Genomic DNA, 14,716 nt, shown 5'->3' on the forward strand with positions numbered 1-14,716 from the left:
GCACATAAGGTTAGACACCGTTGCACCCCGACACAAGTAACGTGTCGGTGCGTGTGGTCAGCTGCGTGCAGCGCAGCAGCTCCTGCGCGGTGTGTGCCGCCGGATCGGCGTGTGCCGGGAGTGGATCCAACGCGCCGACGGGGAGCAGATCGCGGCTCGCGCGCAGTGCCCGCAGGTCGAGCGCGGTGCGACCGCCCGGCACGGTGCTGTCGGGCGCGTACACCAGTCCCTGCAGCGCCCACCCACTGGCCGGATCGAGGCGGCGCCGGTCGGAGGCCTCCAGCAGGGTGCTCACCCGCACTGGCCGTCGTGCCATGCGGGCAGACTGCATGACGCCGCGCAGCGACGCACTGCTTCCCGGCCACGGCGTCACCGCGCGGCCATCCAGCAGCCGCTGCGCTGCCAACTGCGCGCGGTACCAGGAGGCGCCGAGCAGCGGGACCGTGACCACCGCCACGTCCGTGCGATACTCCTCCACCTGCTGCAGATACCAGAGAGGAAAGCTGTCGTTGTCGCCGCCGGTCACCAGGACGCCCCCGGGGGGCACCGCGTCGAGCAGGAGGCGCGCGTACGTCCGCGGCAACGACGCGACCGGCTCTCGTGTGCGGTCGGCGACGGGCCGGTTGCCCAGAACAGGCACGAGGACCAGCGCGAACGGCAGCAGCGCCACCGGTGCCGGCAGTCGCCGGGCAAGACCGGCAGCCAGCGCCGCCACACCGGCCGCCGCCAGCACGCCCCATGCCCAGAAGGCGAGGACGAAAAAGTAGTCCCGTTCGCGGGCCTCGTGCGGCGCGCCATCGGGCAGCACGCCGACACCGAAGGTGGGACCTGCCCGAAGGTTGAGCCACACGGCCACACCGAGCGTGGCCGAGGTGAGCAGCACCGCCAAGCCGCGCCCGAGGCGCGCATCCACGTGCCAGACGCGGCGCAATCCCAGCGCGGCCAGCCACACCCAACAGAGGCTGAGCGCCGTTCGACCGAAGGCCGCCGTGGGAAACGGGTGGGCAGCAAAGGCCACTTGCCAGTCGGCCCACTGGAAGACATTGGCAACCTGCAGCCAGAGTGGCGCCTGGCGCGGCCACAAGCCGGCCACCTGGTACTGCTCGCGCCGAAGCACCGCGAGCAGCGCCTGCCAGTGCTCGGGGTTGCCACTGTCGAGTGCCGGGTTGCGCACCGACAGCAGCGGCAACAGGGACACCGCCGAGAGGCCGAGGAGGCATAGGGCCAGCCAGCTGGCCATCTCACGCCGCGTGGGGCGGGCGCCACGCCAGGCCAGCACGATCGCGGCGGGGAGGGCGACCAGCAGCGAGAGATGCAGCGGGACGGCCAGCCCGGCGAGAAAGGCCACGAGAGCGCGGCCACGGGCACGCTGCCCGTCGCTGCTGTCGTGGCGGCCGGCGAACTCGCCCGCGGCGAGCATGGCGACGCTGGCCAGCATGGTGACCGCGTACACCTCGGTTTCCGTGGCGTTGTTCCACACGCTGAACATCGTCCCGGCCATGACGGCACCCACCACGGCGCCGCGCGCCCCCAGTGCCCGGGCCATCATCCATGCCGTGAGCCCGCCGGTAAGCGCTGCCGCCCACACGGACAGCAGCGTGACCGCCCGCGGCGGTGCGGCGCTGGCAAACAGGCGGGTAGCGACGTTGCCGAGGACCACCCAGAGGGGGGTGCCCGGCGGATGCGGGATGCCGAGGGTATGCGCCGCCGCCATGAACTCGGTGGCATCCCAGAACGTGAGATCCGGGGCGGCGGTGCTCAGGTACAGCCCCAAAAGCACCATCGTCGCCACGACTGCGGCGACGATGGCGGAGGGCAGTTGGATCCGGGCGGGAGCGTTCAAGCCGGCGTGTGGATCACGCCGGGGCCACCTCAGGGCCGCCCAGCAGCGGCGGCGTCATGGGGCGCGGCGCCGCCACCGGCGGCGGCGCGAGGGGCGCCGGTGCCGAGGGGAAGTCGGGCCCGCTGCGCGGCGGCAGCGGCTTGCCCTCCTTGAGCACGAGAATGTCGTCCCGTGTGAGCGTTTCGCGCTCGAGCAGGCTGTGGGCGACGGCATCGAGGAGCGTGCGATGCTCCGTGAGCACGGCCACGGCCCGCGCGTGCGCCTCGAACGCCACGCGCTTGACTTCGCCATCGACCAGCTGCGCCGTCTGCTCTGAGACCTCACGGCGCGACTGGATCTCGCGACCCAGGAAGAGCTCCTGCTCGTTATCCCCCACGAGGATGGGCCCGATCGTGTCGGAGAGCCCCCATTGCGTGACGTAGCGCCGCGCGATGTTGGTGGCCTGCTGAATGTCGCTGGCCGCCCCGGTGGTCACGCGATTGTGCCCGAAGACGATTTCCTCGGCGGCACGCCCGCCATACGCCATGACCAGCCGCGCCTCGAGTTGCTCGCGCGTCACGGAGACGCGGTCGTCTTCGGGGAGCGTGAAGGCGATGCCGAGGGCCCGGCCGCGCGGCACGATGGTGACCTTGTGCAGCGGATCGTTGCCCGGGACCATCATGGCGCACACGGCGTGACCGGCCTCGTGGAACGCCGTGAGGCGTCGCTCCTCCTCCTTCATGACGAGCGACTTGCGCTCGGCTCCCAGCATGACGCGATCCTTCGCTTCCTCGAGATCGCTCATGTAGATCTTGTCGTGATTCTTGCGGGCGGCGAGCAGCGCCCCTTCGTTGACCAGGTTGGCGAGATCGGCACCTGCCATGCCCGGCGTCCCGCGCGCGAGCGAGGTCACGCTCACATCCTCGGCGATGGGCTTGTTGCGCAGGTGCACCTTGAGGATGCCCTCGCGGCCACGCAGGTCGGGGGCGTCGACGACGATCTGGCGGTCGAAGCGGCCCGGGCGAAGCAGCGCGGGGTCGAGCACGTCGGGGCGGTTCGTGGCGGCGATGAGAATGACGCCGTCGTTGGACTCGAAGCCGTCCATTTCCACGAGGAGCTGATTGAGCGTCTGCTCGCGCTCATCGTGACCGCCGCCGAGGCCGGCGCCGCGGTGCCGGCCCACGGCGTCGATTTCGTCGATGAAGATGATGCAGGGCGCATGCGCCTTGCCCTGTTCGAAGAGATCGCGGACACGCGACGCGCCCACGCCCACGAACATCTCGACGAAGTCGGATCCGGACATGCTGAAGAACGGACGCCCCGCCTCGCCGGCGACCGCCTTGGCCAGCAGCGTCTTGCCCGTGCCCGGTGGCCCCACCAGCAGCGCCCCCTTGGGGAGACGGCCACCCAGCTTGGTGAACTTCTGGGGATCCTTGAGGAACTCGATGATCTCCTGCAGTTCGACCTTGGCTTCGTCAGCCCCCGCCACATCGGCAAACGTCACCTTGGGGGTGTCGCCGCTGAGCAGCTTCGCCTTGCTCTTGCCGAACGAGAAGGCCTTGTTGCCGCCCGCCTGCATCTGGCGGAACAGGAAGATCCAGAAGCCGATGAGCAGCAGGTACGGCAGCATGGTGACGAGCAGGCTGCCGAAGTTCGCCCGTGGCTCCGTCGTGGCGGTCTTTACCCCCGCCTTGTACAGGTCTTCCTGCTCCTTGGGCGCGGACCCCTGCACCAGCCGCACGGTAAACCGCTTGGCCGGTCGGTTGGAGACGCGGACCTCCTGGTTGAACTGCCCCGTGAGGACATTGTCGGTGAACGTGGCCTGCTTGATGTTGCCGGCGGCCAGTTGCTGGCGGTAATCGGAGTAGCCGATTTCCGGCGCGGCCGCTTCACGGCCGTTCCCGTACGACAGGAACGCCACCGGGATGAGGAGGACGAGGATCCAGAACGAAATCGTCTTGGACAGTCGGCCCCAATTGGTGGGCTTCTTTGGCGAGGGCGTCATGTTTGGTGCCATGGGATAACCGCCTTACTGCAGGCTGGCCACGTACGGCAGGTGCCGAAAATTCTCGGCGTGATCCAAGCCGTACCCGACCAGAAATTCGTGCGGGGCATCGAACCCGATGAACCGCGTGGGATGGTGGAGCTCCGTCGCGATGTGCTTGTGCAACAGCGCGCAGATCTCCAGGGACCTGGGCTTCCGCTTCCCCAGCAGCTCGATGAGCCGATTGAGGGTACGGCCGGAGTCCACGATGTCCTCGACGAGAAGAATGTGTTTGCCTTCCAATTCCGTTTCCGGATCGTAGAGCAGACGCACCACGCCACTCGATTCCATGGCATCGCCGTACGACGAGGCCACCAGGAAGTCCACCTGCAGCGGACGGGCAATGTGCCGCACCAGATCGCTCAGGAAGATGAAGCTGCCCTTGAGCAGCCCCAACACCAGGAGCTCCCCGTCGGGGTAGGCATCCGTGATGGCAGCGCCCAGCTCGCGCACACGCGCATCGATGGCCGCCGCATCGTACACGATGCGCCGCACGGCGCGCCCGTCGAGACGGGGATCCACGGATACCACGGACAGCGGTGCTCCAGAATGCTCAGTCAAACTCGCGCTCACACCGGTACCAGATCAGTTCCGGCCTCCCGGGCCGGGACGGTGCCGCAAGACCGCGGCAAACGCCGGGAACCCACATCGGTTCGCCGGCGGCCAACATGACGGGCCACGTGGGACGATCGAGCACGGGAACCCGCAATTCCGTAAAGTACCGGGTTACGCGTCTCCCTGCTGGTGCTCCGGCCGTACGAATGCGATCACCGGGCTGCCAGGGGCGCACGGCCACGGACGCTCCGGCGGGCAGACCGATGCACCAGGCATCCGTGGCCAACGGCTCCACACCCAAGCGACGAAAGCGCCACCGCCCGAACCGGGGCGGCAGCGCATCGACGGAGCCGGAGAACACCGGCCACCCCGAGTCGCGACCGGTAGCGCGACGCACTTCGAAGATGTCGCTCCGCCCGTCCCGACGCCGGGCAATGGTGGCCCCGCCGGCGAGCCGGATGTGCGCCCCACAACGGTTTGCGGTGGTAAACCGCACCGCTGCACGAGTTCCGTTGGCATCGAGCGTGACGCCGGCGCGGGCGCAGATGGCTGGCCAGAGCACGGCGCGTCCCTCGGCCGTTGTGCCCTCGAGGATCCGGGCCGGCACCATGACCCGCGTCCGGTCGCTGGCGAGCACGAGGCCGCACCCGTCGAGATACTGCTCGACCTCCCGACGCCAGGCTGCGGCCTGCTCCCCCAGCGCCAGCATGGCCTCCCCGAAGCCGGGCGACGCCGTCTCCAGCGCAGGGAGCAGTTCATGGCGGACCCGGCCGCGGAGAAAGCGGAGCGAGGCGTTCATGGGATCGTCGAGGTACGGCAGCCGTTCGCTGTCCACCCAGCGAGCAAGCTCCTGCCGCGACACGCCCAACCAGGGGCGCACCACATCGGACGTGGCGGCGAGCGCCGCCAGCCCGCGGGCTCCGCTGCCGCGCAGCGCCCGCATGACGACAGTCTCCAACTGGTCGTCGCGTGTGTGCGCGGTGGCCACGCGGGCGCGAAACCCCTGCGCGACCCGGCGGAGAAACGCCCACCGGGCGTCACGCCATTGTTCCTCACTGTGTCCCCCCACCCGCGCCCGCTCGCGCACCACCGTCAGCCCCAGGCGGCGTGCCTGCGCGGCCACCAGGCTGGCGGCCTCGGTGGCGTAGTCGCCGGTGGCGTGGTCGTAGGTGGCGACGGCGGCGATGCGCGGCCGTGCCCACCGGGCCATGGCATGCAGCAGCGCCATGGAGTCGCGCCCGCCCGACACGGCCAGCACCAGCGGGCCGTCGACGGCCTGCAACGCCACGTCGAGCACGGCGTGCAACAGATCGCCAGGGGCGATATCGTCGGGGGGGAGGTCGTCCCGCGGGAACTCCTGCTGCTGCCGATCCATTCCGCACAAAAGCGATGGGGACGGTGTGGCGTCAACCGGTGCCGCGCCGAACCTGGCCACCGGGCGGGGGCCACGCCCCCTACCCTGCCCGCCCGGGCTCGACTAGTGTTGTCGTGGTCTGGCGCGCCGCCATCACGTTCGACGTCGCCAATCTTTCGTCTCCGGAGACTCACAGTGGAATCACACGGCACCCTTGGCACCATCTGGGCTTCGTTCGGGATGACCGCCTACTACATGGCGCTCACCTGGATCAACATCCTGCTCGGGCTGTTCCTGTCGCCGCTGTTCGTGATTCCGCTCACGTGGCTCAAGCAGAAGCAGGGCGGCTTCGAGTCGTAAGGCGTCTGCCCCGTTGCACACGAAGGGCCCGCTCGAGGATCGAGCGGGCCCTTCGTGTGCAGTCCCTGGTCGGCGCCCTTTACGCCACGCGCGGTACGCGCCCCAACTCCGTGGCCGGAAGCACCACGGCGTCGCTGAGCGAGGTCTTGCGGCCGGTCAGGTCGGACAGATCGCCACCGTGGTACGCCTCTTCGCCGTGTTCCGCGAGGTCGATGCCCTGCACTTCGACTTCCACCGGCACGCGCAGTGACATGACCGCCTGCAGCGCGTACAGGATGATCACGCTGGCCACCGCGGCAAAGGCAATGGTGGCCACAACCGCCAGCAACTGCACGCCAATGAGTGACGGATTACCGTGCAGCAGACCGTCGGCGCCGGCGGGGTTCACGGCCTTCGACGCAAAGACGCCCGTGAGCACGGCGCCCATGATGCCGGCCACACCGTGGCAGGCAAAGACGTCGAGGGTATCGTCGAGGCGCGTCTTGGGGCGGTAGTGCAGCGCCGCAAAGGAGAAGGGGGCCGCCAGCGCGCCCATGAGCAGCGCCGACAAGGGCGTCACGAAGCCCGCGGCGGGGGTGATGGTGACCAGCCCCACGACGGCACCGGTCGCGGCGCCAACGGCCGTCGCGCGTCCCCCCTTGAACAGTTCGAGTGCCAACCACGCAATCATCCCCGAGGCCGCCGCAGTGTGCGTGGTGACGAGGGCATTGGCGGCGATGCCGTCGGCCGCCAGCGCCGACCCGGCGTTGAAGCCGAACCATCCGAACCAGAGCAACCCGGCGCCGAGCAGCGCGAAGGGCACGTTGTGCGGCACGTTGGGAAGGCGCTTGAAATCCCGGCGGGGGCCAAGGAACAGCGCCAGCACCACCGCCGTGGTCCCGGCGGAAATGTGCACGACGGTGCCGCCGGCAAAGTCCAGGGCGCCGAGCTTGCGGAGCCACCCCCCGTCTCCCCACACCCAGTGCGCCAGCGGGTCATAGATGATGGTGGTCCAGATGACGCCAAACGCCAGGTAGGCGACGAATCGCATGCGGTCAATGACGGCACCGGAGAACAGGGCCACCGTGATGCCGGCGAACATCGCCTGGAAAGCAGCGAAGAGCAGGTGCGGCAGCAGCGCCGAGTAGGTGGGGTTGGGTGCACTCGTCACGCCGGCAAATCCCAGCCATTCGAAGCCCCCAATCCAGGACGACCCGGGACCGAAGGCGAGGCTGTACCCGAAGAGGACCCACTGGACCGTGACCACCCCGAGCGCGCCGAGGCTCATGAGCATGGTGTTGAGGGCGCTCTTGGTGCGCACGAGGCCGCCGTAGAAGAACGCCAGCCCGGGCACCATGAGCAGCACCAGCGCCGTGCTGATGAGCACCCATGCCGTGTCGCCGGCGGATACGGTGGGCGAATCAGCCTGCGCGGCGGCGAGGAACGGGAGCAGCATGCTCGGTGACGACATTCAGCGAGACTCCCGCGTGGGCACACGCATTTCGAGTTGAGTTTGGCGCATGACCTCGTCGGCGTTCACCGCCGTCAGCGCGTTGTTGTCGCTCTCGCCGGTGCGGATGCGCACCGTGCGCTCGAGCGGCAGCACGAAGATCTTGCCGTCCCCCACCTCACCGGTGCGCGCGCCGTCGCAGATCGCCTGAATGGTGCGCTCCACAAACTCTTCGGAGCAGGCCATCTCGATGCGCACCTTTTCGTGAAACTCCAGCACCACGGACTCGCCGCGATACTGCTGTACCACGTCGCGCTCACCACCGTGCCCGCTGACCCGGGAGAGCGTCATTCCGGTCACGCCGACCTGGAACAGCGCGCGTTTCACGTCGGCCAGCTTTTCCGGACGGAGCACGGCAACGATGAGCTTCACGAAGACTCCGGGCAGAGTATGGAACCGTGGGCAGCAGGCGCATGCACGCGCTTTCGTGTCAATTCTGCACGAACAGCAATACAGCCGGCATTGTTTCCGCCAGCATTCTCGGCATTCGCCGCAATCCCCGTGCATTTCGCGCACGAATTACCGTGAGGGTGCCGGGCGAGCGACGCAAACCCGAACATATGCCGTCCATCGCGCATGCGCCCGTCCCGGTCCAGCCAGCCGACGGCGCCGTACTGCAGCCCGTCAGGCCGGCAGCGATTCGAACGATCGCCCACGCCAGGCCTTGGGGCGTCGCGCCGTACTCAGCGTGAGCCGCCACGCGGCCGCGAGGTCAGCCAGCCACGAGCACCAGAAGCTGATGCCGCGCTCGGCATAGCTGCCGCGCAGCGCCCAGAGCATGAACAGACGGATGAACAGCGCCGACCCGTTCACCAGCAGCAGCGCCCGCCAGAGCATGGCGTGGGGGGCATTGGTGAGGGCGATTGTTCCCGTGGCGAGAAGCGCGCCGAGCACGAGCAGCGTGGGCAACGGCAGCCCCTGCACCGCCCACACCAGCGCCACGTCGAGCCAGCGGCGCCACATGGGCGTGGCGTCCTTGAGATCGAAGCTGCGCCCCCACTCGCGCCACATTTCGCCCAAGGAGGCATATGACCGCACCTGGATGATCTGCGAGCCGTCGAGGAAGCCCACGCGTGCACCGTTGGCGGCCAGGTGACGCGCGAGCGTGACGTCGTCACACCACGACGTGCGGGCGCAGGAGTACCCGCCATTGGCGAGCAGCAGGTCACGACGCGCGATGAAGCATTGCCCGTTGGCCAGCACCCGATCGGGCGGGGGCTGCGTGGCCCCGGCTGCGCCGCACCGATACACGAGCGTGGTGAGCATCGCCGGCTGCACGAAGCGCTCGGCCGCCGTCTGATCGCGGAACTGCGGCGAGAAGCTGGCCACGTCGTACCGGTCCTGCTCCACCGCGTCGATGACCGCCCCCACCAGCCCCGGCGCGGGCACGGTGTCGGCGTCGATCCCGAGCACCCAGTCCCCCTTCGCCTCGCGCAGGCCGCTCTCGAGCGCCCACACCTTGCCCACCCACCCCGGCGGCAGCGGGTCATCGGTCACCAGGCGAATACGCGGGTCCTTGCGTGCCGCCGCCTCCACGAGCTCGCGGGTGCCGTCGGTAGACCGGCTGTCCACCACCAGCACTTCGAGCAGTGGCGCCTCCTGCTGCATGAGCCCGTCGAGGCACGGGCCCACCCGATTCACCTCGTTGAGCGTGGTCACCATGACCGTGACCGTAGTGTCGGTACGCGGTGTCCGGCGGGGGGCGATGGGCGGCCGACGCGAGTAGCCTGGGGCCAGCCGAGCCAGCAGCACGAACAGCAGCCACACCTGCAGCCCCAGCAGGACGACGCCGATCAGACGCCCGGCATCGGCCAGGAGCACGGGCAACGTCATCGCCACTCCCGGGCATCCGACGCGCGGCCGGCGGCCGCACGATCGCAACGGGCAGTGGCCAGGGCCGAAGAGAGCAGCAGCGGTGCGGGGACCATCACGAACCAGTTAAGGTGGCCAAACACGCCGGCGGGCACGAAGCGCGCCCCCCGAATGAACTGGGCAGCGGCCCCGTCCGGTTCCGCCCGGAATTCCAACCAGGCCCATCCGGGGCGCCGCGTCGCTGCCCGCAGCGGCCGGTGGCGTGACGGGGTGAAGGCTGCGACCCGCCACCCATCGGCCCCCGCTCCAACATACAGAAGGCCAGAATCCCCCTGCGTCTCCGGCTGGCCGGGCTGGCCCGGTCCTCCCACAACGCGAAAGTGGCGACTTGCCGCCCCATGGGGTAGCCTCTCTCCATCGACACCACCCCGTTTCCTGCTCCCCGTGTCACGCGCCAATCCCTCCCCCGGTCGCCAGTTGCTGGCCAACTGGGACCGCCTGCACCGCCTTCCGCTCGGCAAGCGGCTTTTCAGCTGGGCCGTGGGCTACACGGCGCCGTACACCGGCTCGGTGGGCGGCGTCTACACCGACGTGCGCCCGGGTTATGCCCGCGTCGAGCTGCGCGACCGGCGTGCCGTGCGCAACCACCTGGCCTCGGTCCACGCCGTGGCGCTCGTGAACCTGGCCGAAATGGCGAGTGGCGTGGCGCTCATGACGGCGCTGCCCCCCGGCGTGCGTGGCATCGTGACGGGGCTGTCCATCGAGTATCGCAAGAAGGCCCGCGGCCAGCTGACCTGCGAATGCGTGGCGGCGGTGCCGTCTGCCGTGTCACCCGGCATGACCGAGAGCGTGACGCACGAAGTGCGCGCCGCCATCACCGACAGCGCCGGGGAGGTGGTGGCCGTGGCTACCGTGCACTGGCGCCTGTCTCCCCCTTCCGCGTGATCATGGCCACTCCTCCGCTCCCGCCTTCGCCGTTGGGCGAGACCGCGCTTACCCGCCACGCGGGCATTCGCGTGCCGCTGATCTGCGGCCCCATGTACCCCTGCAGCAACCCCGAACTGGTGGCCGCGGTGAGCAAGGCGGGCGCGCTGGGGATCGTGCAGCCCATTTCGCTCACATACGTGCACGGCTTCGAGTTCCGGGCGGGGCTGCGCCGCATCAACGCGTTGAGCGGAGGCGCCCCCATCGGCTTCAACGCCCTCATCGAAGCCTCCAGCAAGACGTACCACAATCGCATGGTGCGGTGGGTGGAGACGGCGCTCGAGGAAGGGGTGCGCTTCTTCCTCACCTCGCTGGGGAACCCGCGCTGGGTGTGTGAACGCGTGCATGCCGCTGGCGGCGTGGTGTACCACGACATCACCGAACGCAAATGGGCGCTCAAGGGGCGTGACGGTGGCGTGGACGGGCTGGTGGCCGTGAACCGCGAGGCCGGTGGTCACACGGGATCGCGTGACGCCCGCGCGCTGCTCGACGAGATCGCCGACCTGGGGTTGCCGGTGGTGGCGGCCGGCGGCGTGGGAGAGCCGGCGCAGTTCCGCGCGCTGCTCGAGATGGGCTACGCCGGCGTGCAGCTGGGAACCCGCTTCATCGCCACCACCGAGTGCAACAGCGACCTGCGCTACAAGCAGGCGATCGTGAACGCGACGTCGCAGGACGTGGTGCTCACCGAACGGCTTACCGGCGTCCCGGTGTCGGTGCTACGCACCCCGTACGTGGACCGCCTGGGCACCACGGTGGGTCCGATTTCCCGCCTGCTCTTCAAGGGGCGCAAGACCAAGCACTGGATTCGCACCTGGTACGCCCTCCGCTCGCTGCGGCAGCTCAAGCGCTCGAGCGTGGACGGGGCCACCAGCGACTATTGGCAGGCCGGTCGGAGCGTAGACGCGATTCACGACATTCGCCCCGCCGCCCAGATCGTGGCGGAGTTCGCCGCGTCGCTGGCCGACGTCCCCACTGGCCATTCGCACTCTGTGGAGCAACCGACATGACCGTGCGTTCACGCCGCCATTCCTGGATTGCCGGTGCCGCCGTGCTGGCGCTGGCCGGTGTCCCGTGGCTCACCGCCCACGCCCAGTCCATCAGTGCGCGGGGATTGCATGCGCCGGTGACGCTCACGCGCGACAGCGCCGGCATCGTGCACATCGAGGCGCAGAACGAGCACGACCTGTTCTTCGCGCAAGGCTACAGCGCCGCCCGCGACCGGCTGTTCCAGCTGGAGTTGTGGCGCCGGCAGGCCACCGGCACCATGGCGGAAGCGCTGGGGCCGCGCTGGGTGGCGCGCGATCGCGCCGCGCGTCTCATGACGTACCGCGGCGACATGGACACCGAACTCGCGCACTACCACCCGCGGGGCAAGGCCATCATCGAGGCGTTCGTGGCCGGCGTGAACGCGTGGGTGGACCGGGTGCGTGCCGATGCCTCGCTCATGCCTCCCGATCTCGCGGCGCTCGGCATCACCCCCGGGCACTGGACGCCGGCGGTCGTGGTATCGCGCCACAATGCGCTGGCCAGCAACGCCAGCGATGAAGCGGGGCTGGCGCGTGCCGTGCGGATGCTGGGCAGCGACGCGGTCAAGCGCCGGCGGCGCTTCGAACCGGGCAATGTGCGTCTCGCACTGGACAGCGCGGTGGCGCAGCTCGTCGCCACGGTGACCGATGCGCGACTGCTGGCCGACTACAGTGGATCGCGCAGCGCGCCGTCCTTCCGCGCCGACGAGCTGGCCGCCTCGTGGCGCCGGCCGTCAGCGGCACCGGCCGACTCGACCGCGCGCCTCGAGACCGACCGCTGGGAGAGCAACAACTGGGTGATCAGCGGTGCACGCACGGCGAGCGGCAAGCCCATCGTGGCCAACGATCCGCACCGGGCGATCTCGCTGCCGTCGCTGCGCTACCTGGTGCACCTCAAGGCACCCGGCTGGGATGTCATTGGCGGTGGTGAACCGGGCATCCCCGGGGTGGCCATCGGCCACAATCAGCATGGTGCGTGGGGGCTCACGATCTTCGGCATCGACAGCGAGGATCTGTACGTGTACCAGCTCGATGCCGCGAACCGCGCCTATCGCTATCGGGGCGGCTTCGAGCCGCTGCGCGTGCTTGCCGATACGGTGCGCGTGAACGGGGGCGGCGCGGTTCCCGTCTCGCTGCCCTACACGCGGCATGGTCCGGTGCTGTACGTGGACAGCGTCCGCCACGTCGCCGTGGCGCTGCGCGCCGGATGGCTGGAGCCCGGTGGCGCGCCGTATCTCGCCAGCCTGCGGCTGGATCAGGCCACGAACTGGACCGAAGCGCGCGCGGCACTCACGTATGCACGCATGCCCGCGCTCAACTGGATCTGGGGCGATACCAGCGGCACCATCGGCTGGCAGACCGCCGGCGTGGCGCCCGTGCGGCGCAACTGGGAGGGGCTCATGCCGGTGCCTGGCGATGGGCGCTTCGAGTGGGATGGGTTGCTGCCCATTGCCCAGCTGCCACACGAGACCAATCCCGCCCGTGGCTATGTGGGGACGGCCAACGCCTTCAACGTGCCGACCACCTATGCGCACTTCGAGGCACTCGCGCGCAGCTGGTCCGATCCCTTCCGTCACGATCGCCTGCAGCAGGTGCTGGACACCACGCGCAACGCCACGGCGGCCAGCTCGGGCGCATTGCAGCACGATGCCTACGCCCTGGCGGCAGAGCGCCTGGTCCCGCTGCTCGATCGCGTGACCTTTCCCACGCCGTTGGCCAAGGCGGCACGCGATACGCTGCTGGCATGGAATCGCGTGCTCGATGCCGAGTCGCGGGGCGCCGCCATTTTCGTGGCGTGGGAGCGCCGCCTGGCGTCGCACACCGCGGCGCTCGTCGTTCCGCCCGCCGCACGCCCGCTGCTGCGCACGGTGCCGCTGTCCCGCGTCGTCGAGCTGCTCACGCGCCCGGATTCCCTGCTTGGCGACCGGCCGGAGGGCGCCCGCAACGACATTCTCGTGCGGGCGTTCAGCGAGACCATCGACGACCTGCGCCAGCGATTCGGCGACGACCTGCGTGGCTGGCGCTACGGGGATGCGCGCTTCCATCATGCACGCATTGCGCATCCGTTGGATGCGCTGGTGTCCGATTCACTCAAGCGCCTGCTGTCGCCGGGCCCGGCCCCGCGCGGCGGCTACGCCAACACGCTGCTGGCCACGAGCAATGCCGACAACCAGAATCATGGTGCCAGCTTGCGCGTGGTCATGGACGTGGCCGACTGGGACGCCGCGCTGGTGACCAACACGCCAGGACAGAGCGGTGACCCGCGCAGCCCGTTCTACGCCAATCTGTTCCCGTCGTGGGCGCAGAACCGCTTCCTGCCCCTGCCCTACTCCCCTGCGGCCGTGAAACGACAGACCGCGGAGGTCGTCGTCCTTACCCCCTGAGCCGGCGCCCCCTCTCCCCCTCGCCGCTCTCCCTTCGTCACCCGCCCATCTGCGCCCGGAGACCTGTTCATGCTGTCGCTCACGTTGCCCGTCGTCATTGCCGCCGCATCCCTCGTGTCCACGCCATCACCGTCGCCACGTCCGACGTTTGCGCAACAGGACATGTCGTTCTTCATCACCAGCGTGGGTTCTGGTGACGGGGCCAACCTTGGTGGCCTGGCCGGCGCCGACAAGCACTGCGCCACGCTCGCCGAGGCGGCCGGCGTGAAGGGGAAGACGTGGCACGCCTATCTCAGCCAGCAGGCGGTGGGTGGCGCGCCGGCCGTGAATGCGCGGGATCGCATCGGCAAGGGGCCGTGGAAGAACGCCAAGGGCGTCGTGGTGGCCACGAGCGTGGACGATCTCCACAGCGACGCCAACACGTTGAGCAAGGAGAACAGTCTCACCGAGAAGGGGGCCGTGGTGAATGGCCGTGGTGACACGCCCAACATGCACGACGTGCTGACCGGCTCCACGCTCGACGGTCGCGTGCAGCCAGGCGACGGCGACAGTACCTGCAGCAACTGGACGAGCAACGCCGACACCGGCAGCGCATCGGTTGGCCACCATGATCGTCAGGGTGGCGGCGCCAACCCCACCAGCTGGAACTTCGCGCACGCGTCGCGTGGGTGTGGCCAGAAGAATCTGCAGGCCACGGGCGGCAACGGGTTGTTCTACTGCTTTGCGACCTGACGTGTATCGCGGGCTGTGGTGGTGAAACTGCGAACGGCAAACTGCAAACGGCAGACGGCAGACGGCAGGAACGACAGTCCGCAGACGGCAGGGATGTGGTCGAACAAAGCGGCCGCCAGTGCTTCGCAGGGCGCCCGATTTCCTTTGCGGTTGGG

11 protein-coding genes are annotated in these 14,716 nt (G+C 69.3%); 4 read left to right on the top strand and 7 right to left on the bottom strand.

Annotated elements, in window-relative coordinates:
• Nucleotides 1–10: 10 nt before the first annotated feature.
• From LW840_RS07970 to LW840_RS08000, 7 genes are all read right to left on the bottom strand, one after another.
• Entirely contained in the window at nt 11–1,843 is a 1,833-nt protein-coding gene (locus LW840_RS07970; RefSeq protein ID WP_291276768.1) for a DUF2723 domain-containing protein, read from the bottom strand.
• A gap of 13 nt (nt 1,844–1,856) precedes the next feature.
• Nucleotides 1,857–3,827, bottom strand: coding sequence for an ATP-dependent zinc metalloprotease FtsH (gene ftsH / locus LW840_RS07975; RefSeq protein ID WP_291262709.1), 1,971 nt, complete (start codon nt 3,825–3,827; stop codon nt 1,857–1,859).
• 24 nt (nt 3,828–3,851) lie between these two features.
• Complete coding sequence (gene hpt / locus LW840_RS07980; RefSeq protein WP_291276769.1) at nt 3,852–4,388, bottom strand: hypoxanthine phosphoribosyltransferase; 537 nt, start codon at nt 4,386–4,388, stop codon at nt 3,852–3,854.
• Nucleotides 4,389–4,419: 31 nt separating this feature from the next.
• The gene (gene tilS, locus LW840_RS07985; protein ID WP_291267969.1) at nt 4,420–5,796 is read right to left on the bottom strand and encodes a tRNA lysidine(34) synthetase TilS; all 1,377 of its coding nucleotides are present in this window, start codon (nt 5,794–5,796) and stop codon (nt 4,420–4,422) included.
• A gap of 418 nt (nt 5,797–6,214) precedes the next feature.
• On the bottom strand, nt 6,215–7,585 hold the full coding sequence (locus tag LW840_RS07990) for an ammonium transporter (RefSeq protein WP_291267968.1): 1,371 nt from the start codon (nt 7,583–7,585) through the stop codon (nt 6,215–6,217).
• Nucleotides 7,586–7,996 carry a P-II family nitrogen regulator gene (locus LW840_RS07995; RefSeq protein WP_291267967.1) on the bottom strand — a complete coding sequence of 137 codons (411 nt, stop codon included), beginning with the start codon at nt 7,994–7,996 and terminating at the stop codon, nt 7,586–7,588.
• A 252-nt stretch (nt 7,997–8,248) separates the two neighbouring features.
• Nucleotides 8,249–9,445, bottom strand: coding sequence for a glycosyltransferase (locus LW840_RS08000; protein ID WP_291276770.1), 1,197 nt, complete (start codon nt 9,443–9,445; stop codon nt 8,249–8,251).
• Between the two features lie 435 nt (nt 9,446–9,880).
• Here LW840_RS08000 and LW840_RS08005 point away from each other — a divergent pair, with 435 nt between their 5' ends.
• The 4 genes from LW840_RS08005 to LW840_RS08020 all read left to right on the top strand — a co-directional run bounded on the left by LW840_RS08005 (nt 9,881) and on the right by LW840_RS08020 (nt 14,561).
• A complete protein-coding gene (locus LW840_RS08005) occupies nt 9,881–10,381 on the top strand; it encodes a hotdog fold domain-containing protein (RefSeq protein ID WP_291276771.1) in 501 nt (166 codons plus the stop codon).
• A 2-nt stretch (nt 10,382–10,383) separates the two neighbouring features.
• Nucleotides 10,384–11,427, top strand: coding sequence for a nitronate monooxygenase (locus LW840_RS08010; RefSeq protein WP_291267964.1), 1,044 nt, complete (start codon nt 10,384–10,386; stop codon nt 11,425–11,427).
• Nucleotides 11,424–13,829, top strand: coding sequence for a penicillin acylase family protein (locus tag LW840_RS08015; protein ID WP_291267963.1), 2,406 nt, complete (start codon nt 11,424–11,426; stop codon nt 13,827–13,829). Before LW840_RS08010 ends, LW840_RS08015 begins: the two co-directional genes overlap by 4 nt.
• Before the next feature lie 162 nt (nt 13,830–13,991).
• A complete protein-coding gene (locus LW840_RS08020; protein WP_343213669.1) occupies nt 13,992–14,561 on the top strand; it encodes a hypothetical protein in 570 nt (189 codons plus the stop codon).
• Nucleotides 14,562–14,716: the final 155 nt, after the last annotated feature.

Origin of the sequence: Gemmatimonas sp. (assembly GCF_021298855.1) — a bacterium.
GTDB lineage: Bacteria > Gemmatimonadota > Gemmatimonadetes > Gemmatimonadales > Gemmatimonadaceae > Gemmatimonas.

Bases quoted from the DNA above. Each gene is read 5' to 3' on its own strand.
- ftsH (WP_291262709.1), bottom strand. From the start codon at position 3,827: ATGACGCCCTCGCCAAAGAAGCCCACCAATTGGGGCCGACTGTCCAAG.
- tilS (WP_291267969.1), bottom strand. From the start codon at position 5,796: ATGGATCGGCAGCAGCAGGAGTTCCCGCGGGACGACCTCCCCCCCGAC.
- LW840_RS07990 (WP_291267968.1), bottom strand. From the start codon at position 7,585: ATGTCGTCACCGAGCATGCTGCTCCCGTTCCTCGCCGCCGCGCAGGCT.
- LW840_RS08010 (WP_291267964.1), top strand. From the start codon at position 10,384: ATGGCCACTCCTCCGCTCCCGCCTTCGCCGTTGGGCGAGACCGCGCTT.
- LW840_RS08015 (WP_291267963.1), top strand. From the start codon at position 11,424: ATGACCGTGCGTTCACGCCGCCATTCCTGGATTGCCGGTGCCGCCGTG.
- LW840_RS08020 (WP_343213669.1), top strand. From the start codon at position 13,992: ATGTCGTTCTTCATCACCAGCGTGGGTTCTGGTGACGGGGCCAACCTT.